Here is a 19282-nt window from a genome sequence, read left to right as displayed (position 1 = left end):
CTTGCTCGCGAAGGGGCCTTCGGATCAAACCTTGAACTGATTGATCAACCGCCGCTGCTGCTCAGCCAGCTTGGTCAGGTCCGCACTCGCCGCACTCGACTCATCCGCTCCGCCTGCCACTTCATTGGCCACTTGCCCGATGTTGATCACGTTACGGTTGATGTCATCAGCCACGGCACTCTGTTCCTCGGCCGCACTGGCAATCTGGGTGTTCATGTCGTTGATCACCGACACCGCCTGAGTAATCGTCTCCAGCGCCTCGGCCGCTTTCGCCGCGTGCTGCACGCTTTCGTCGGTACGGTTCTGACTGTCCTCCATCACCCGCACCACATCGCGCGTGCCTTGTTGCAGCTGCTGAATCATGGTCTGAATTTCTTCAGTGGCTTTCTGGGTCTTCTGCGCCAGATTGCGCACTTCATCGGCCACCACCGCAAAACCGCGTCCCTGTTCGCCAGCTCGTGCTGCTTCGATGGCGGCGTTCAAGGCCAGCAGGTTGGTCTGTTCGGCGATCCCGCGAATCGCTGTCAGGATCGCATTGATGTTCTCGCTGTCCTTGGCCAAGGTTTGCACCACGCCGACGGCCTTACCGATTTCTATCGCCAGTACGCCAATCGAGTTCGACGTATCGCGCACGATTTGCATGCCCTGCGCTGCTGCCTGATCGGCATGGCTGGCGGCTTGCGCAGCCTGGGTCGCGTTGCGCGCCACGTCCTGAGCGGTCGCTGTCATTTCATGCACCGCCGTGGCGACTTGATCAATCTCGGCCATTTGCTTGTGCACGCCGATATTGGTGCGAATGGCGATGTCGGCGGTGTGTTCCGACGAATCACTGACGCGCTGCACCGAAGTCACCACCTGGGTGATCATCACCTGCAACTTGGCCAGGAAGGTGTTGAAGCCTTTGGCGATCGAGCCCAGTTCGTCGGCACGGTCGCTGGTCAGGCGTCGAGTCAGGTCACCTTCGCCCTGAGCGATGTCGTCGAGCATGGCAACCATCTGTTTCAGCGGTCGGGCAATGCCGTGGCCCACCAACCAGATCACCAGCAAGCCGATACCGGCAATCAACAAGCCGACCATGGCCATGCCGAAGGTGTCGGACTTGCGCTGGGCGTCCAGATCGCCCTGAAGTTTTTGCAGGTCGGCCATCACCGCGTTCAGCGGCAATTGCAGCATGAGGGTCCAGCGAGCGTCGGTCTGGCCGATGCCGAACGGCAGGTACAACTCGATCCGGCCCTGGGCCTTGTCGACGGTGTAGGTGACTTCGCCGCGCTTGAGATTGGCCATGTTGGCAATCTGCTGGCTGTCGAGGATGTCGCTGACCTTCTCGCCGAATTTGCTTGGGTCCTTGGTGTAGGCAACGATCCGGCTGTTGCCTCCGATCAGGGCCATTTCACCGGCGCCGCTGTACAACTTCTGATTCGCGCCGAGGAGCATTTCCTGGATGAAGTTCACCGACAGGTCGGCGCCGACGATGCCCTGGAAGGCTCCATTGAGCATGATCGGTTCGATAAAGGAGGCGAGCATGACGATCTTGTCGCCGACCTTGTAGGGCGCCGGATCGATCACGCAGGACTTTTTGGTTTCTTTGGAACACAGGTAGTACTCGCTGGCACGCACGCCGGTGGACAGGGTTTTCTGGTCGTCGACGTCCACCAGTTTGTCCAGGCCCAGGCTGCCGTCTTCGTTGCGGAACCACCACGGCAGGAAGCGGCCGTTGCTGGCGTCGATGCCGACCACCTGGGTGCCGACGTAGGCTGCATCGTTGTGATCGAGGGCGTTTTTTTCCCAGCCGATGTAGGTGCCGAGAATTTTCGGGTTCTTGGTGACGTTTTCCTTGATCAGGCTGATCAATTGCTCACGGCTCAGGTTCAACTGCGGCTGGCCATCGGCGCCCGGGGTGCCGATCAATGCGTTGACTCGCACCAGCCCGCCGGCAATCAGCAGTGGTGCTTCGAGCTCGCGCTGGATCTGGCTGACCTGGGTTTGCGCCAGGGATGTCAGGCGTTGTTCGATGACTTGCTCGAATTGTGCCTGGGTCCGCTGCTGGACCATGTCTTGTGTCCGTGCGCCGGAAAACAGCGCGTACAGCACCAGCGCTGCCACGACACTAAGAACGATGGCGCCGGCGAGGGCCGCCACGGAAAACTGGATCGACTTGAAGTTCATGGGGGCTCCGCACGCAAGAGGACGTCTGCGGTGGTGTATCGGCAGGGGGGATGATGGCCATGAGCGGAGGTTGGCGAATTGGCTGTTTTTGAGGGTTTGATGTCGCAAACGAATCATTGCGGGCCGTAATCGATCGCGGTGGACACCGTTATGTGAATTTTTTCCTGCGGCCATGAGAGCTTTGTCTTAAATGTGCGTCTACACCTCTGTGGTATCTGGCGTCGATACAATTCCACGCCTAGGATACGCGGCATGTTTTCAGGGGTTTTTTTGATGAACAAGACATTGGTTGTGTGTGCACTGAGCGCAGGTCTGCTGCTCGCCGGTTGTCAGTCGGTCAATACCACCAGCGGTGGCGCGGTGGGCGTTGAACGCAAGCAGTACATGTTCAGCATGTTGTCGACCGACGAGGTCAACCAGATGTACGCCCAGTCTTATCAAAAGACTGTCGGAGAGGCGAACACCAAAGGCGTGCTGGACAAGACCAGTAACGAGGCCAAGCGTGTCCAGGCGATTGCCGACCGGCTGATTGCCCAGGCGCCGGTTTTCCGTCCGGATTCGGCCCAATGGAAATGGGAAGTCAACCTGATCAAGAGCGACGAACTCAACGCCAATTGCGGGCCTGGCGGCAAGATCATTTTCTACACAGGGCTGATCGACAGCCTGCAACTGACCGACGATGAGATCGCCGCGATCATGGGCCACGAAATCGCCCACGCCCTGCGCGAGCATGGTCGTGAAGCGATGTCCAAGGCTTACGGCATCGAAATGGCCAAGCAGGGCGCCGGTGCTTTGTTCGGTCTGGGTCAGGACAGCCTGGCGCTGGCGGATACCGTGGCCAACTACGGCATGACCTTGCCCAACAGTCGCGCCAATGAAAACGAGGCGGACCTGATCGGCCTGGAACTGGCCGCTCGCGCCGGTTACAACCCGAACGCCGCGATCACCCTGTGGAACAAGATGACCAAGGCCTCGGAAGGTTCGCCGCCGGAGTTCATGAGTACTCACCCGGCGTCGTCGAGTCGTATTGCTTCCTTGCAGGCGGCGATTCCTAAAGTCATGCCGCTGTACGAGAAAGCCAGGAAATCCTGATAGTCATGCGGGGCTGCCACTGACGCCTTCGTCGGAACGCCGCCCGGAGCAGGCTCGCTCCCACATTCGATCTCCAGTGAACACAAAATTTGCAAACAATGGAGATCCAGTGTGGGAGCGGGCTTGCTCGCGAAGAACGATGACACGGTCTATAGACCTACTGCATCAGACCCAACCGCTGCTCTGCATCGCCTTGTACACCGCGACAATGGCGAGGATGAAGAATGCCGACGCCGCCAGGCGACGAATTAACGTCAACGGCAATTTATCCGCAGCAAAGTTACCCGCCAAAACCACTGGCACGTTGGCAATCAACATGCCGGCGGTAGTGCCGATGATCACCAGCCACAGTTCCGGGTATTGCGCCGCGAGCATCACCGTGGCGACTTGAGTCTTGTCGCCCATCTCCGCAAGGAAAAACGCGATCAGCGTGGTCAGGAACGGTCCGAACTTGCGGGCGGTGCTGGCTTCGTCGTCATCCATCTTGTCCGGCACCAGGGTCCACAATGCGGTCGCGGTGAAGCTCGCGGCGAGGATCCAGTGCAGCGTCGCATTCGAGAAGAAACTACCGACCCAGGCGCCTACCGCGCCGGCTGCTGCGTGGTTGGCCAGGGTAGCCGCGACGATACCGGCGATGATCGGCCAGGGTTTGCGAAAGCGAGCGGCGAGAATGAGCGCGAGCAGTTGCGTCTTGTCGCCGATTTCGGCCAAGGCAACGATTGCGGTGGGAACGAGAAGTGAATCCAGCATCAGGGTTTTCCTAAGGGGCGGGTCGACACGGCTATGACACGTACAGCCTTCCCGCCCCGGGTAAGGTGTTCGTGTCATAGGTCTTGTCAAACCCTGCGATCCGTCTGATGCGGACGCTTGGGTCGCATACGCCATGGTCTGTTGACCAAGTATGTTGACGTATGCCGGACGAGCATGGCGCTCGTGGGAGACTACTCCCCTAGGACGGAGCGGATTCTGCCTAGGCAAAATCCGTTAGGCAAGCACTTATTTATCCGCCGCGTTTGGCCCGATAGATTCTGAAACCCTGTCCCTCGGCCTTGATTGCGCACACCCCGAGATGCTCTTCGATCAGCGGCTGGTACTTCAGGAAGCTGTTGGCTACCAAGCGCAGTTCGCCGCCGTTTTTCAGATGTTTGGCCGCTTTTCGCAGCAAGTTCTCGGTGGCGAAGTAATCGGTGTGGACACCGACATGGAACGGCGGGTTGCTCAAAATCGCACTCAAACCCATCGGTGCTGCGTCGATACCGTCACCGGTAATCACGTCAGCTTCCAGACCGTTGGCAGCCAATGTCAGGCGACTGCTGGCGGCGGCAAACGCATCCACATCAAGCAAGGTGACCTGGTTGTGTGGATAGCGACGTTTCACGGCCGCTCCCAACACACCGGCACCACAACCGAAGTCCAGCAAATGGCCGCTCGGCAATTTGTCCAGATGTTCCAGCAACAGTGCGCTGCCGCGATCCAGTCGACCATGGCTGAACACGCCCGGCAGGCTGATGACTTTCAATGGGCCTTCAGCCAGCGGCAATTCGTAGGTCTGCGCCAGGCTTTCCAGCGACTTGGCTTGTGGCGCCGTGGCCACGGTAACCAGCCACAGCTGGCAATGCCGCGCGCTGTCGAGCTTGCGCGGTTTGCCGAAGGGGTTCAGTTGTTTGGCGGCGCCTTCGATCCCGCTGCGTTTTTCCCCCACCAGGTACAACTCGCGACCGGCCAGGCGCGAGGCGAGGGCGTTGAGGATGTAATCGGTCAGGTCCTTGGACTTGGGCAAAAAAACCACGGCGGTTTCAAACTCACGCTCGGGGGCGTTCACACCAAAATGGCTGCGCTCGGCGAAACGGGCGTCCAGTGCGGCCTGGTCGCCGGCATGCCAGCACCAACCGTGGGCATCGGGCAGTCGGCCCAGCAGATCGTCGGCGGGCAAACCGGCCAACAACACCGAACCCTGGAATAACTCGGCCTGACGAAGCAGTACTTCACTGCGCGGATCCATACTCTGCTCCTGTGAAAAAAGTGCCGCAGTCTATCAACTGACGACCCGCAGTGCTTTACCGCTGAAGTATCCCTGCGCGTTTTCGGTCAACTGACCCACGATCCGCTGGCGTGCCTCGCGGCTGCCCCAGGCGTTGTGCGGGGTGACAATCAGCCGTTGAATGTCGTGGGCCAGCAGCGGATTGCCGGCGGTCGGTGGCTCGACGCTCAACACGTCGGTCGCCGCGCCACCCAGGTGACCGTTGCGCAAGGCATCGGCCAGCGCCTGTTCGTCGATCAGGCCGCCGCGTGCGGTGTTGACCACGAACGCACCGGGTTTCATCGAGGCCAGCTCACGGGCTCCGATGAAGTGGCGGGTGTGTTCGTTCAGCGGGCAGTGCAGGGTCAGCGCGTCGATCTGCGGCAGCAGCTCTTCCAGTGGCAAACGATCCGGCCGGGAAGGGCGCCCGGGAATCTGGCCGAGCAGTACACGCATGCCAAAGGCTTCGGCCAGTCGTGCGACCGCGCCGCCCAGTTCGCCGTGACCGAGCAGGCCGAGGGTTTTGCCTTCCAGTTCGACAATCGGGTAATCCAGCAGGCAGAACTGTTTCGCCTGCTGCCAGCGACCTTCGCCGACAGCCTTTTGATAATCGGCCAGGCGCGTGGCCAGATTGAGCAGCAACATGATCGTGTGCTGCGCCACCGACGGCGTGCCGTAACCCTGGCAGTTGCAGACAGTAATGCCATGGGCGCGGGCGGCGGCGAGGTCAACGTTGTTGGTGCCGGTGGCGGTGATCAAGATCAGTTTCAGCTCGGGGCTGGCAGCGATGGCGGCGGCGTCGATCAGGATTTTGTTGCTGATGGCAACGGTGGCGCCCTTGAGGCGTTCGATCACCTGGTCCGGCGCGGTCTGGGCGAAAAGCTGTAAGTCGCTGAAACACTCTTGCAGCGGGCTGAGGTCGAGGTCGCCCAAGTCCAGGGACGGGTGGTCGAGGAAAACGGCGCGGTGAGTGTTCGTCATCAACTGTACCTTTTGTGCAATGAACTGAAGGCGTAATCTGCCGAGCCTACCAGATGAAACAAACAGTTACGCTTGGCCAAAAGGAACCCCCATGTACTGGACAGAGTTTTTGACCGTTGCCCTGATTCACTTGCTGGCCGTGGCCAGCCCCGGCCCGGACTTTGCCGTGGTGGTGCGTGAGAGCGTGACCCATGGTCGTCGTGCTGGCACCTGGACGGCGCTGGGTGTCGGTACGGCCATTTTCCTGCACGTCGGCTATTCGTTGCTCGGCATTGGCCTGATCGTGTCCCAGTCGATCGTGTTGTTTAATGCCCTGAAATGGGCGGCCGCCGCGTACCTGCTGTACATCGGCTTCAAGGCCCTGCGAGCTCGGCCGGCCCAACCTGCGGCTGACGATCTGCACAAGGAAGCGGGCGAGCGTACGGCTCGCGGCGCTTTCACTTCGGGTTTCGTGACCAACGGTCTGAACCCGAAAGCGACGCTGTTCTTCCTCTCGCTGTTCACCGTGGTGATCAATCCGCACACGCCGCTGACGGTACAGGCGGGCTACGGCCTCTACCTCGCGGTGGCCACCGCGGTGTGGTTCTGCCTGGTGGCGATGCTGTTCAGCCAGCAGCGCGTGCGCGCAGGTTTTGCCCGGATGGGCCACTGGTTCGATCGGACCATGGGCGCGGTACTGATCGCCATTGGTGTGAAGCTCGCGTTTACCGAGATGCACTGAGGCTCGGTGAGACGGCTAGCGATGTAATACCAGCCGCGTGAAGCGTTTGAAGCTGGTTCTATTGAGGTGCCGCCAGGGAATCGAGCGTAACAGCTGCCAGGCTTCTGTCTTGTCTTCGACCACGGCATATTTGAGGGCCTTGTTCACCAGTCTGGTGCGGGCGCTCTGATAGCCGGGATGGTTCACATACGGCGCGATTGCCTCAAGGTCTGCCTGGAGCAGCATCCGGTATTTTCTCGACAGGTTGTTGGCATGGCGGCGATAACGGGTCATGCAGATTGGCAATTCATGGATCTCATATCCCAGCCGGGCAATCCGCAACGTCATCTGAAAGTCTTGAACCCGCAGCTTCGGCGCGTAGAAGTCGGCACTTCGCATCGCTTTCATGCGATAGAGCGCAACAGGCGCGCCGACCACGACAGCACCTCTGAGGACCTGATCGAAGTTGTAGGTGTGTATCCGGTCGCGTTGTTGCTGCTTGAGGGTGTTGCCGTCGCTGTCCATGTAGCTGATCAGCGCACCTACGCAGCCGACATTCGGGTGCTTGCACAGGTATTCGGCGCGAATGCGCACTGACTCCGGCAGCATGATGTCGTCCAGGTCCGGCGTCGACACATAGACGCCTTTGGCGTATCGCAAGCCGTGGTTGAGCGCCGCGCTCACGCCCTGATTCGGTTGCGAATACAGTTGGAAGTCATAGGTTTGTTGTAATCGCTTGAGCATGGCGAGGCTGTCGTCGCTGGAACCGTCATCCACGATGATGACTTCGAAGTTCGGGTAGTCCTGGGCGAAGATGCTCTTGATGGCGTCTTCCAGAAATCTTTGCATGTTGAAGCAGGGTGCCACGATGGAAACCAGGGGCGCTTGTGTCGATCGGGAGTTCTCGGGGGCGGTCAGTTCAATACTCATTGTTGTATGGGATACCGATGGCGTGTGACCAGACAGGTCTAGTGACAAGATCCTTCTCTTGTAGATGAGGTGGAGGGTTGGGCGGTTTGGCTGCCAACCGATCGGCTCATCGTGTCCGTATCGTACGTAGGGTCACAGACAAGTGTTGCGCGCATGCGTTACAACGTTTTACAGCGCAGATCCCGAATTCCCCACTAAACACCTCAGGTAGTGGCGCAAAGCTAGCATTTGTCCGGTTCTACAAATCATTCCTTTGGCTGATTTGGCTGGCGTCCAAGGGCACTAAAGTGCTTACTTTCAGTCACGACCGTGCAGTCAGAAAAGGGACTCTTATGTTGCAGACTCGCGTTATCCCCCCAGCCGAAGGCGCTTACCAGTATCCGCTGCTGATCAAACGGCTGCTGATGTCCGGCGCTCGTTATGAGAAAACCCGCGAGATCATTTACCGCGACCAGCTGCGCTACAGCTATCCGACCCTGATCGAACGGGTCGCCAGGCTGGCCAACGTGCTGACGGCGGCCGGCGTCAAGGCCGGGGATACCGTGGCGGTGATGGACTGGGACAGCCATCGTTATCTGGAATGCATGTTCGCCATCCCGATGATTGGCGCGGTGATCCACACCATTAACGTGCGCCTGTCACCGGAACAGATCCTCTACACCATGAACCACGCCGAGGACCGCTTTGTGTTGGTCAACAGCGAGTTCGTCGGGTTGTACCAGGCCATTGCCGGGCACCTGACCACGGTGGAGAAAACCCTGTTGCTGACTGACCTGCCGGAGAAAACCGCCGACCTGCCGAACCTCATCGGCGAGTATGAGCAGTTGCTGGCGGCGGCGAGCACGCAGTACGACTTTCAGGACTTCGACGAAAACTCGGTCGCGACCACGTTCTACACCACCGGCACCACCGGTAATCCCAAAGGTGTGTACTTCACCCATCGGCAACTGGTGCTGCACACCATGGGTGTGTCGACCATCATGGGCGCCATCGATAGCGTGCGGTTGCTGGGCACCAACGACGTGTACATGCCGATTACCCCGATGTTCCATGTACACGCCTGGGGTCTGCCGTATGTGGCGACCATGCTCGGGCTCAAGCAGGTCTATCCCGGTCGCTATGACCCTGAGTACCTGGTGGAGCTGTGGCGCAAGGAGAAGGTCACCTTTTCCCATTGCGTGCCGACCATCCTGCAAATGGTCCTCAATTCCAAAGCGGCGCAAGGCACGGATTTCGGTGGCTGGAAAATCGTCATCGGTGGCAGTGCGCTGAACCGTGCGCTGTACGACGCGGCCAAGGCCAAGGGCATTCAACTGACCGCCGCTTACGGCATGTCGGAAACCGGGCCGTTGGTGTCGTGTGCCCACCTCAACGATGAGCTGATGGCCGGCACCGAAGACGAACGCACCACGTACCGGATCAAGGCCGGTGTACCGGGGCCATTGGTGGAGGCTGCGATCATCGACACCGACGGCAACTTCCTGCCCGCCGATGGCGAGACCCAGGGCGAACTGGTGCTGCGTGCGCCATGGCTCACCGAAGGCTATTTCAACGAACCGCAAAAGGGCGCCGAGCTCTGGGCCGGGGGCTGGCTGCACACCGGTGACGTCGCGACCCTGGACAGCATGGGTGTGATCGACATTCGCGACCGGATCAAAGACGTGATCAAGACCGGCGGCGAGTGGATCTCCTCCCTGGACCTTGAAGACTTGATCAGCCGCCACCCTGCGGTACGCGAAGTAGCAGTGGTGGGCATCGCCGATCCGCAGTGGGGCGAACGTCCGTTCGCACTGCTGGTGGTCCGCGAAGGCCATGAGATCGGGGCCAAAGAACTGAAGGAACACCTCAAGCCGTTCGTGGAACTGGGGCACCTGAGCAAGTGGGCCATCCCGAGTCAGATCGCCCTTGTTACTGAAATTCCCAAGACCAGCGTCGGTAAACTCGACAAGAAGCGTATTCGCGTCGACATCACCGAATGGCAAGCCAACAACAGCACCTTCCTCTCGACGCTTTAAGCGTCACTTGGCGTGCCCAAAAGGGCACGCCAGCCCCACCAAGCAAGCGCTTGGCTTGTCAAATCTGAAATTTCAGCCATTCTTGCCGTGCCGACGGGTGTCGGCTTGGCAAAGGACTGTTCCAGAGTGGCTGGCAGCTGCAAATCACACTTTAGAGGGATCAAGCAGTACTACCTGCTGGCTATAGTCCGCTCAAGGATTTTTAAGAACGGAGCAAACGCACAAACCGGGGCGATGCAACTTTGGAATGACTTAGGGACTACCTTGGCTCCCAGTTATCCACAGCGTTTTTAGAAGTGCTCACTGCCATAACAATAATGCACATGGAGTAGCGTCGATGACATCAGTAAACCAGTTCTGGCGCAGGGCAAAACTGCCCCTGGCGGTCAGTCTTGCCTCTACGCTCGCCGGGCCAGCATTCGGCGTCAGTTTCAACGTTGGTGAAATCGAAGGTCAGTTCGACTCGTCCCTGTCGGTCGGTGCCAGTTGGTCTACTGAAAATGCCAACAAGAACCTCATAGGCGTCAACAACGGCGGCCGCGGCCTGTCCCAGACTTCCGACGACGGTCACCTGAACTTCAAGAGCGGCGAAACGTTCTCCAAGATCTTCAAAGGCATCCATGACCTTGAATTGAAATATGGCGATACCGGCGTTTTCGTCCGTGGCAAATACTGGTACGACTTTGAACTCAAGGACGAAAGCCGTCCGTTCAAGGACATCAGCGACAGCAACCGCAAGGAAGGCGCCAAGTCCTCCGGCGGCGAGATCCTCGACGCCTTCGTCTACCACAACTACTCCGTTGCCGATCAGCCGGGCTCCGTGCGTCTGGGCAAGCAAGTAGTGAGTTGGGGTGAAAGTACCTTCATCGGCGGCGGCATCAACTCGATCAACCCGATCGACGTGTCCGCGTTCCGTCGTCCAGGTGCCGAGATCAAGGAAGGCCTGATCCCGGTCAACATGTTCTACGTGTCCCAGAGTCTCACCGAGAACCTCTCGACCGAAGCCTTCTACCAGCTCGAATGGGACCAGACCGTTGTCGACAACTGCGGCACCTTCTTTTCGCAACCGGACGTGATTGCGGATGGCTGCGATAACAACCTGGCCGTACTGCGCACCCGTAACGGACTCAACAGCGCATTGACGGCTGCGGGGCTGCCGGCTTCGCTGCGTAATGCCAGCATCAATACCCTGGCTGCCAAAGGCGTGACCTGGGGCAACCCGGATGAAGGTGTAATCGTTCGTCGCGGTCCGGACCGCGACGCCCGTGACAGCGGTCAATTCGGTGTGTCCTTCAAATACATGTTCGATCCGCTGGACACCGAGTTCGGCGCCTACTTCATGAATTACCACAGCCGTGCGCCGATTTTCAGCGGCAAAGGTGCTCCGGCGAGCGCTTACAGCGCGGCGGGCCTGGTGGGTTCACTGAGGGCTGCGGGTGTTCCGGCCGGTGTCGCGGCAGGCCTGGCCCCGACCTTGCTGCCGTTGGTGGTGGCTGGTAACTCCAGCTACTACGTCGAGTACCCTGAAGATATTCGCCTGTATGGCTTGAGCTTCTCCACCACGTTACCGACAGGTACTGCGTGGAGTGGTGAAGTCAGCTACCGGCCGAATGCCCCGGTTCAGCTCAACACCACCGACATTCTCTTTTCCGGTTTGACGCCTCTGAACCCTAACGTTTCCGTGCTTCAGGGGACGCCAGGGCAGGATCAACAAGGCTATCGCCGCAAGGAAGTGACCCAGCTCCAGACGACCCTGACTCACTTCTTCGACCAGGTGATGGGCGCCGAGCGGCTGACCCTGGTGGGTGAGGTTGGCTTTACTCACGTTGGCGGTCTGGAAAGCTCTTCCAAAGCGCGTTACGGCCGTGACCCGAGCTACGGCCCTGGTCCATTGCCAAGTGGTCAGTGCGTGGCATTGAACACCTCTACCCTGGCAGGCGGCCCGCAAAACAACGTCAGTCGCTATTGCGAAAACGACGGGTTCACCACTGCAAACTCCTGGGGCTACCGTGGTCGTGCCATCTGGGAATACAACGACGTATTCGCCGGTGTGAACCTCAAGCCGAACGTGGCCTGGTCTCATGACGTGGAAGGCTACTCGCCTGGCCCTGGCGGCAACTTCGAGGAAGGTCGCAAAGCGGTGAGCCTGGGCGTCGATGCCGAGTACCAGAACACCTACACCGCGAGCCTGGCTTACACCAACTTCTTTGATGGCAAGTACACCACCGTCGATGACCGCGATTTCGTTGCGCTCAGCTTCGGCGTGAACTTCTAAGCACTGCATTATCAGGACGAACGCACTTATGAAAATAACAAAGAGTCTGTTCCACGTCGGTGTTCTGGGGCTTTCGCTGCTGGCGACCGGCGTCATGGCGGCGGTCCCCGCGGCCGAAGCGGACAAACTGGGCAAAAGCCTGACCCCGATGGGCGCCGAGATGGCGGGTAACGCTGACGGATCGATCCCGGCCTGGAAGCCGATGGCGAAAAATGCCGGCACCGCCGACAGCAAAGGTTTCCTGTCCGACCCGTTTGCCAGTGAAAAACCACTGTTCACCATCACCGCGCAGAACGTCGACCAGTACAAGGACAAACTCGCACCGGGCCAATACGCGATGTTCAAGCGCTACCCGGAAACCTTCAAGATGCCGGTCTACCCGTCCCATCGCGGCGCGACCGTGCCGGATGCCGTGTTTGCCTCCATCAAGAAAAACGCTACCGCCACTAATCTGGTGTCCGGCGGCAACGGTCTGGAGAACTTCGAAACTGCCGTTCCATTCCCGATTCCGAAGACCGGCGTCGAAGTCATCTGGAACCACATCACCCGCTATCGCGGTGGCAGCGTGACCCGTCTGGTGACCCAGGCCACGCCGCAGCCTAACGGCTCGTACAGCCTGGTGTACTTCCAGGACCAGTTCGTGTTCCGCGACAAGATGAAGGATTACGATCCGGCGAACCCGGGCAACATCCTGTTCTACTTCAAGCAGAAGGTGACCGCGCCGGCACGTCTGGCCGGTGGTGTGCTGCTGGTGCACGAAACCCTCGACCAGGTGAAGGAACCGCGTTCGGCGTGGGTCTACAACGCCGGTCAGCGTCGTGTGCGTCGCGCACCACAAGTGTCCTATGACGGGCCGGGTACCGCAGCCGATGGCCTGCGTACCTCCGACAACCTGGACATGTACAACGGTGCGCCGGATCGTTACGACTGGAAGCTCGAAGGCAAGAAAGAGATGTACATCGCCTCCGACAGCTACAAGCTCGACTCGCCGCAACTCAAGTACGACGACATCATCAAGGCCGGTCACATCAACCAGGACCTGGCTCGTTACGAGCTGCGCCGGGTCTGGCATGTGGTGGCCACCTTGAAGGAAGGTCAGCGTCACATCTATGCCAAGCGTGACTTCTACATCGACGAAGACACCTGGCAAGCGGCCGTGATCGATCACTACGACGGTCGTAATCAACTGTGGCGTGTGGCGGAAGCTCATTCCCAGAACTACTACAACGTTCAAGTGCCGTGGTACACCCTGGAAACCTTGTACGACCTGCAATCGGGCCGCTACCTGGCGCTGGGCATGAAGAACGAAGAGAAATCGGCTTATGACTTCGGCTTCACCGCCACCACCAGCGACTTCACTCCGGCCGCTCTGCGCCAGGATGGTGTTCGCTAAGTTGTCCTGAACAGAGGCCGCATCCTCGAAAAACGCCCCGACTGGTTCGGGGCGTTTTTTTTTGCCTGAAAATCTTCGGCGCCTGCGATGGCCTCTTCGCGAGCAAGCCCGCTCCCACACTGGATCTACATTGTTTACAAATTTTATGTCCACCGAAGATCACATGTGGGAGCGGCGGTGCGACGATTCGACTTGCTCGCGAAGGGTGCGACACGGTCTGTCAGGAAAACTTCATCTGTGGCTCGGTAACTTTGGGTTGTATTCTTTTTGTAGCCATTTGTAGCAACAACCTTCAATCCCTCTTCGTTTACCGCTAGGCTGCGGACATCTGCAACGCCGCCAACCGCCATTCAAACAAGAGCCGGCCATGACTGATTTGTCCCCACACCTGGGTCCTGCAAGCGTTGCCGTCGTCGCACTGGACGGGCGTTTTTTTCGGCCTCCGTTGCCTGACGGCCATGTGCTGCGGCCTCGTCTGTGCGAGCGCCTGAGTGCGGGCCTCGGTGGCAGGTTGTTGTTGGTCAGCGCACCGGCGGGGTTTGGCAAGAGTTCGTTGGCCGTGGAATTCTGTCAGGGCTTGCCGGCTCACTGGCAAAGTCTGTGGCTGGGGTTGAGCCCGCGAGACAGCGATCCCGGACGTTTTCTTGAGCGGTTGCTCGAAGGCCTCCAGGACTTTTTTCCGCAACTGGGCAGCCGGTCCCTGGGTCTGTTGAAAATGCGCCAGCGGCACCAGCCGTTTGCCTTTGAAGAATGGCTGGACGGTTTGCTCGATGAGTTGGCCGTGCACCTGTCTGCGAGTACGCCCCTGCTGTTGGTGCTGGATGACTACCATCTGGCGCAGGGCCCGGTTCTCGATCGCTGCCTGCAATTTTTCCTCAATCACCTGCCTGACGGGTTGCTGGTCATGGTCACCAGTCGGCAGCGGCCGGACTGGCATCTGGCGCGCCTGCGGCTGTCGCGGCAACTGCTCGAATTGAATGAACAGGACTTGCGCCTGACTCACGAAGAAGCCCTGACCCTGCTTGATCGGCACAGCAGCTCCTTGCGCGGTGAAGCACTGGAGAGCCTCATTCAGCGCAGCGAAGGTTGGGTCGCCGGGCTGCGTTTCTGGCTGCTGGCGGCGTCTGAAGCGGGCTCCCAGGGTGCTTTTCCGCAGGCCTTGCATGGCGGGGAAGGGCTGATCCGCGATTACCTGCTGGAAGAAGTCATCGATTGTCTGCCCGCCGAGGTGCAGTCATTCCTTTACGACACGGCACCTCAGGAGCGCTTTTGCAGCGAACTGTGCGATGCCGTTCGCGAAGCCCATGACAGTGCCGAGATCCTGCGTTTTCTGCTGGCCCATCAGGTGTTCCTGGTGCCACTGGATGAAAACGGTCACTGGTATCGCTACCACCATTTGTTTTCCGACCTGTTGCGCACCCGGCCTACCGCGCAAGCGATGGTGCCGGCGGCCAGCCTGCACCTGCGCGCCTGTCGCTGGTTCAATGCCCAGGGGCTGCTCGATGAAGCGGTGGAGCAGGCATTGCGCGCCGGGCACCTGGACGTCGCGGCGAACCTGGTGCAGAACCTGTCCGAAGAACAACTGCTGGCTGAACAGAACGTCGGCATGTTGCTGCGCTGGAAAATGGACTTGCCCGACAGCCTGCTGATCAGCACACCACGGCTGATCGTGCTGTACAGCTGGGCGTTGGGGCTGGCCTGTCAGCTGGACGCCGCCGAGGAGCTGGCCAGTCATTTGAGCCGCTTCCTGCCGGCCCCGTCCGCCACTGCACAGAAATCCATGCTGGCGCAATGGCTGGCCCTGAGCGGTGTCATCGCTCGCGGGCGCGGCAATCGTGAGCTGACGCTGCTCTATTGCACCGAAGCGCAGGAGAGTCTGCCGGCCAAACGCTACGGGCAGCGCCTGATGTGCCTCTCGACCCTGTCCAACCTGGCCATTGCCGACGGCGACTTGTGGCGTGCCCGCGGATTGAACCGTGAATCTCTGGAGTTGGCGCAACGGGTCGGCAATCCGCTGTTCGAAGCGCTGGCCCATTACGACCGCGCTCGCGTGCTGCAAGCGCGAGGGGAAATCCTGCGTGCGCTGGATGAAGTGCGCCAGGGGCTGCAACGCCTGCAACCGTTATCCCCGCAACGGCTCTATGCCGTACGCGCGCGACTGACGTTGTACGAAGGCTTTTTGTTAGCCCTGCGCTTGCAGCCCCAAGCCGCGCGGGCCCGGTTGCAAGCCGGTTTGAATGAAGCACGCGCCTGTCGTGATATCAGCGTATTGATCGGTCACTGCGTGATTGCCAGGCTTGAGGGCAGCAGCGGCGAATTCGCCAAAGCCTTTGCCGAACTCGCCGAAGCCGAACGCCTGATGCACATCTGGGACGTGCCACCGATCTACTACCTGGCGATGATCACCCTGGTCAAATGCGAACTCTGGCTGGCTCAGGGACGTACCGATCTGGCCGAAGCCTGGCTCGCTCGCTTGGGCCAGACCTACAACGGCAAACACGCGGCAGCCCCTCCGGAGTTCCATCCGCAACTGCCGCTGCATATCGAGTTGCAGCAGGCCTTGCTGGAGGTCATTCAGGGGCAGCCGATGCTGGCCGAAGGACGATTGAACGCGTTGCTTGAGCATGGGCAGCAAACCGGAAGGCAGCTGCTCAGTGTGATGGCACTGACTCAAAAAGTGACATTGTTGCTGGGGAGCGGACGCGAACCCGAGGCCCGCAAGGCTCTGGGGCAGGCGCTGGAAGCGGCGGCCGGTGGCGTGCTGCAACCGTTTGACAGGTTGTTGGCGGAACATCCGGACTGGCTGCGTAACCAACTTCAACTCGGTGTGCCGACGCCCGTTTCACAGAGCCTTTCAGAACAACTTCCAACAGTGGCAGCCCGTCCCCCGGAGTCGTCCGCCGCAGCGGAACAACTCAGTACGCGGGAAATGGCCGTCCTGCGACTGATTGCCCAAGGCTGTTCGAATCAGGAAATCAGCGATCAGTTGTTTATTTCGCTGCACACGGTGAAAACCCATGCCAGCCATATCAACAGCAAGCTCGGGGTTGAACGGCGCACGCAAGCGGTCGCCAGGGCGAAAGAGTTGGGTGTATTGCAGTAATCGCCATCTGAATACCTCCGACACAAGGTGGGCCTTGCGATCAGAGGTTTCGGTCATTTCTCCTCGGAGGCAGTCACTGCGGGGAGTTTGCCTCACGTCGATTCAGGGCTTCAGGATCGACAGTAAGCCCAGGGAGCAGTCATCTTCGGTTTTACTGGCAATGGACTGTTGCAGGTTGTCAGCCAGCACTTCCTTCATTTTTTTTCTGGGCAGCGTTGCATTTAACTCCAGCAACTTTTGAATCGCTGGGGCGGGGACGCCGCTGGCTTTGTCATAGAGGCTTTCTGCAGTGCCGTCGCTCATGATCGCGAAGCCAGTCGTGGCTTCGATTTGCCCACGGTACAACCTGAGCCGCGACGCCGCTTTATGGTCAGTCAGAAACAGGATGCTATTGGCTGGCTCGCCATTTTCCGGATGAGAAAGTGCCTGAAGGTGTCCGTCCGCATCAGCGCTTGCGATGACACCATCGCCCAAGTGGCCTGCCAGGTAACGGCCTCGTGAGTAAGCGACGAATGACAAGCTACAGGCCAGGTCGTTGATCTCGCCGCCGAGCTTTGCAGATTTGCGCCTGAACGCGTCCAGGCAGCGATTAACCAGTCGCTGGGCTGCCTTCGCGTTGTGTTTGTCCATGTTTTGCCAGAGGCTTTCAAAGTTTTTGCAGACAAAGGCCAAGGTAGCCGTGACCGCTACCTGGGCGCCGATTTCGGAGCTGGCTCGGGAGGCGGCCCCATTGGCCAATGAAATGCAGGTCACCTCGTTGGACTCTCTGGCCGCGACAAAGTCCTGGCAAGGCGTTTGAGTTTTGAGGTGCTCGCGTCCTGCCACAAACGCGCAGGCCGTTTTACAGCGCAAGTCTACCGGGATCTCAGGCATGGTTCAGACCTGTGCCCAGGCTTGGATACCTTTAATGTCCTGACGAAGGAGATAGTCTTCTTGCATGGGATTATCCTTTTTGAGCTGAGCGTTACAAAAAACGCTTCAAGAGTCGTTTGAACCAGGCATTGGCGTCCTGCCGGCTTGTTTCAAAATGGGCGCGGCGCGAGGATAACCTATCAATTTTGCGGATCATAACCGCAGTACCCAGCCTTGGCACCAGGATTAACCCCATGCAAACCCCGAATACCGCCCTCATCCGCGAAACCTTCCCAGTCGGCCCGTTGCAGTGCAACTGCACGATCATCGGCGATCCGATCACCAAAAAGGCCATCGTGGTCGATCCGGGCGGCAATCACGAACTGATCCTTGCGCGGCTCGACGCACTGGGCCTGAAGGTGGTCAGCATCATTCACACTCACGCGCACCTCGATCACTTCCTGGCGTCTGGTCAGTTGAAGGAAAAAACCGGCGCAACCCTGCACCTGCATAAAGAAGATCAATTTCTGTGGGACAACCTGGAAATGCAGTGCCAGATGTTCGGTGTGCCCTACACGCCAGTGCCGCCGCCGGATCGCTGGTTGGTCGATGATGAAGAACTGGCCTGCGGCTGCGGCGTGGCGTTGCACACACCGGGTCATACGCCGGGTTCCATGAGCTTTTGGTTTTCAGAGGCTAAGCTGCTGATTGCCGGTGACACGTTGTTTCGTCGCGGGGTAGGGCGCACGGATTTGTGGGGTGGCGATCAGGCGACCATCGTGCGGTCGATCAAGCAGCGGCTGTACACCCTCGATGAAGAGGCGACGGTGGTGACCGGGCATGGTCCGGACACACGTCTGGGCGATGAAATGCGCGAGAACCCTTTTGTACGGGCTTAATTGTTACGGACGGAATTTTTGTCCGCCGAAACAATCCAACGCCCGCAAAGGCTAATGCCTTGTCCGTTGCACCACAGAATGCAAAAAGAAGGAGCTCTTCATGTTCACCAAGCAGCGTTTGATTATTGTCGCTACGGCTGTGGCCTTGCTGTCTGGCTGCGCCTCGCCTAACCCTTACGACAACCAGGGCCAGGCCGACGGTGGTTCCACGGGCATGAGCAAAACCGCTAAATACGGTGGCCTCGGCGCTCTGGCCGGTGCTTTGGCCGGTGCCGCCATCAATCACGATAACCGTGGCAAGGGCGCGCTGATTGGCGCCGCCGTGGTGGGTGCTTCCGCTGCCGGTTACGGTTATTACGCCGACCAGCAAGAGAAAAAGCTGCGCGCCAGCATGGCCAACACCGGGGTGGAAGTGCAGCGCCAGGGTGATCAGATCAAACTGATCATGCCGGGTAACATCACCTTCGCCACCGATTCGGCGAACATTGCGTCGAGCTTCTATCAGCCGCTGAACAATCTGGCGGGCTCACTCAAGGAGTTCAACCAGAACCAGATCGAAATCGTCGGCTACACCGACAGTACCGGCAGCCGCCAGCACAACATGGACCTGTCCCAGCGCCGGGCCCAGAGCGTGGCGACTTACCTGACGTCTCAGGGCGTGAGCGGTACCAACCTGTCGGCTCGCGGTGCCGGGCCGGATAACCCGATTGCCAGCAATGGTGACGCCAATGGCCGGGCGCAGAACCGCCGGGTCGAGGTCAACCTGAAGGCGATTCCTGGCCAGGAGTATGGTGGTCAGCAACAGTAAGGTACGGTTCAGCAGTATCCATAAGCGTTTTGTGTCGTCAGTCAGGGC

Annotated in this window: 14 protein-coding genes, 1 pseudogene and 1 riboswitch; of the genes and pseudogenes, 8 read left to right on the top strand and 7 right to left on the bottom strand. The window is 59.4% G+C overall.

All coding sequences use genetic code 11. The features are described from left to right. Window positions 1–24: 24 nt before the first annotated feature. The gene (locus tag KW848_RS32490) at window positions 25–768 is read right to left on the bottom strand and encodes a methyl-accepting chemotaxis protein (protein WP_370693218.1); all 744 of its coding nucleotides are present in this window, start codon (window positions 766–768) and stop codon (window positions 25–27) included. A 114-nt stretch (window positions 769–882) separates the two neighbouring features. Further along, a pseudogene (locus KW848_RS32485) lies at window positions 883–1077 on the bottom strand (HAMP domain-containing protein); the annotation flags it as partial. 1362 nt (window positions 1078–2439) lie between these two features. Between KW848_RS32485 and KW848_RS21455 the strand changes: the two are divergent. Continuing rightward, entirely contained in the window at window positions 2440–3258 is an 819-nt protein-coding gene (locus KW848_RS21455) for a M48 family metallopeptidase (RefSeq protein ID WP_111451412.1), read from the top strand. 165 nt (window positions 3259–3423) lie between these two features. On the opposite strand, the gene KW848_RS21450 is transcribed toward KW848_RS21455, so the two are convergent. The 3 genes from KW848_RS21450 to KW848_RS21440 form a co-directional block, all read right to left on the bottom strand. Continuing rightward, window positions 3424–4008: a TMEM165/GDT1 family protein gene (locus tag KW848_RS21450; RefSeq protein WP_008155932.1), complete on the bottom strand. Its 585-nt coding sequence runs from the start codon at window positions 4006–4008 to the stop codon at window positions 3424–3426. 89 nt (window positions 4009–4097) lie between these two features. Continuing rightward, window positions 4098–4220: riboswitch (yybP-ykoY riboswitch) on the bottom strand. A gap of 38 nt (window positions 4221–4258) precedes the next feature. Further along, window positions 4259–5260: a class I SAM-dependent methyltransferase gene (locus KW848_RS21445; RefSeq protein WP_218537992.1), complete on the bottom strand. Its 1002-nt coding sequence runs from the start codon at window positions 5258–5260 to the stop codon at window positions 4259–4261. 33 nt (window positions 5261–5293) lie between these two features. Next, window positions 5294–6259: a 2-hydroxyacid dehydrogenase gene (locus tag KW848_RS21440; protein WP_218537991.1), complete on the bottom strand. Its 966-nt coding sequence runs from the start codon at window positions 6257–6259 to the stop codon at window positions 5294–5296. A 91-nt stretch (window positions 6260–6350) separates the two neighbouring features. Here KW848_RS21440 and KW848_RS21435 point away from each other — a divergent pair, with 91 nt between their 5' ends. Beyond that, window positions 6351–6980, top strand: a complete 630-nt coding sequence (locus KW848_RS21435; protein WP_192406209.1) for a LysE family translocator — start codon at window positions 6351–6353, stop codon at window positions 6978–6980. A gap of 15 nt (window positions 6981–6995) precedes the next feature. On the opposite strand, the gene KW848_RS21430 is transcribed toward KW848_RS21435, so the two are convergent. Next, on the bottom strand, window positions 6996–7889 hold the full coding sequence (locus tag KW848_RS21430) for a glycosyltransferase family 2 protein (RefSeq protein WP_218537990.1): 894 nt from the start codon (window positions 7887–7889) through the stop codon (window positions 6996–6998). A gap of 332 nt (window positions 7890–8221) precedes the next feature. On the opposite strand from KW848_RS21430, the gene KW848_RS21425 reads away from it, so the two are divergent. The 4 genes from KW848_RS21425 (at window position 8222) to KW848_RS21410 (ending at window position 16675) form a co-directional block, all read left to right on the top strand. Then, the gene (locus KW848_RS21425; protein ID WP_111451296.1) at window positions 8222–9904 is read left to right on the top strand and encodes a fatty acid--CoA ligase; all 1683 of its coding nucleotides are present in this window, start codon (window positions 8222–8224) and stop codon (window positions 9902–9904) included. 337 nt (window positions 9905–10241) lie between these two features. Next, entirely contained in the window at window positions 10242–12179 is a 1938-nt protein-coding gene (locus tag KW848_RS21420; RefSeq protein ID WP_218537989.1) for a DUF1302 domain-containing protein, read from the top strand. 28 nt (window positions 12180–12207) lie between these two features. After that, the gene (locus KW848_RS21415) at window positions 12208–13572 is read left to right on the top strand and encodes a DUF1329 domain-containing protein (RefSeq protein WP_008155947.1); all 1365 of its coding nucleotides are present in this window, start codon (window positions 12208–12210) and stop codon (window positions 13570–13572) included. Between the two features lie 367 nt (window positions 13573–13939). Then, window positions 13940–16675 (top strand): LuxR C-terminal-related transcriptional regulator, encoded by a 2736-nt coding sequence (locus KW848_RS21410; RefSeq protein WP_218537988.1) that lies wholly within the window; start codon window positions 13940–13942, stop codon window positions 16673–16675. Between the two features lie 102 nt (window positions 16676–16777). On the opposite strand, the gene KW848_RS21405 is transcribed toward KW848_RS21410, so the two are convergent. Further along, window positions 16778–17548 (bottom strand): PP2C family serine/threonine-protein phosphatase, encoded by a 771-nt coding sequence (locus KW848_RS21405; protein ID WP_218537987.1) that lies wholly within the window; start codon window positions 17546–17548, stop codon window positions 16778–16780. A 233-nt stretch (window positions 17549–17781) separates the two neighbouring features. On the opposite strand from KW848_RS21405, the gene KW848_RS21400 reads away from it, so the two are divergent. After that, on the top strand, window positions 17782–18426 hold the full coding sequence (locus KW848_RS21400; protein ID WP_218537986.1) for an MBL fold metallo-hydrolase: 645 nt from the start codon (window positions 17782–17784) through the stop codon (window positions 18424–18426). Between the two features lie 100 nt (window positions 18427–18526). Next, window positions 18527–19234 carry an OmpA family protein gene (locus KW848_RS21395; RefSeq protein ID WP_218537985.1) on the top strand — a complete coding sequence of 236 codons (708 nt, stop codon included), beginning with the start codon at window positions 18527–18529 and terminating at the stop codon, window positions 19232–19234. Window positions 19235–19282: the final 48 nt, after the last annotated feature.

It is taken from the genome of Pseudomonas sp. PDM25 (genome assembly GCF_019219045.1).
GTDB lineage: Bacteria > Pseudomonadota > Gammaproteobacteria > Pseudomonadales > Pseudomonadaceae > Aquipseudomonas.
This window is presented reverse-complemented; position numbering and strand designations above follow the sequence as displayed.

What these genes read in the sequence shown, in the direction of transcription:
- KW848_RS32490 (WP_370693218.1), bottom strand. Translation starts at nt 768, where the DNA reads ATGGCCGAGATTGATCAAGTCGCCACGGCGGTGCATGAAATGACAGCG.
- KW848_RS21455 (WP_111451412.1), top strand. Translation starts at nt 2,440, where the DNA reads ATGAACAAGACATTGGTTGTGTGTGCACTGAGCGCAGGTCTGCTGCTC.
- KW848_RS21450 (WP_008155932.1), bottom strand. Translation starts at nt 4,008, where the DNA reads ATGCTGGATTCACTTCTCGTTCCCACCGCAATCGTTGCCTTGGCCGAA.
- KW848_RS21445 (WP_218537992.1), bottom strand. Translation starts at nt 5,260, where the DNA reads ATGGATCCGCGCAGTGAAGTACTGCTTCGTCAGGCCGAGTTATTCCAG.
- KW848_RS21440 (WP_218537991.1), bottom strand. Translation starts at nt 6,259, where the DNA reads ATGACGAACACTCACCGCGCCGTTTTCCTCGACCACCCGTCCCTGGAC.
- KW848_RS21435 (WP_192406209.1), top strand. Translation starts at nt 6,351, where the DNA reads ATGTACTGGACAGAGTTTTTGACCGTTGCCCTGATTCACTTGCTGGCC.
- KW848_RS21430 (WP_218537990.1), bottom strand. Translation starts at nt 7,889, where the DNA reads ATGAGTATTGAACTGACCGCCCCCGAGAACTCCCGATCGACACAAGCG.
- KW848_RS21425 (WP_111451296.1), top strand. Translation starts at nt 8,222, where the DNA reads ATGTTGCAGACTCGCGTTATCCCCCCAGCCGAAGGCGCTTACCAGTAT.
- KW848_RS21420 (WP_218537989.1), top strand. Translation starts at nt 10,242, where the DNA reads ATGACATCAGTAAACCAGTTCTGGCGCAGGGCAAAACTGCCCCTGGCG.
- KW848_RS21415 (WP_008155947.1), top strand. Translation starts at nt 12,208, where the DNA reads ATGAAAATAACAAAGAGTCTGTTCCACGTCGGTGTTCTGGGGCTTTCG.
- KW848_RS21410 (WP_218537988.1), top strand. Translation starts at nt 13,940, where the DNA reads ATGACTGATTTGTCCCCACACCTGGGTCCTGCAAGCGTTGCCGTCGTC.
- KW848_RS21405 (WP_218537987.1), bottom strand. Translation starts at nt 17,548, where the DNA reads ATGCCTGAGATCCCGGTAGACTTGCGCTGTAAAACGGCCTGCGCGTTT.
- KW848_RS21400 (WP_218537986.1), top strand. Translation starts at nt 17,782, where the DNA reads ATGCAAACCCCGAATACCGCCCTCATCCGCGAAACCTTCCCAGTCGGC.
- KW848_RS21395 (WP_218537985.1), top strand. Translation starts at nt 18,527, where the DNA reads ATGTTCACCAAGCAGCGTTTGATTATTGTCGCTACGGCTGTGGCCTTG.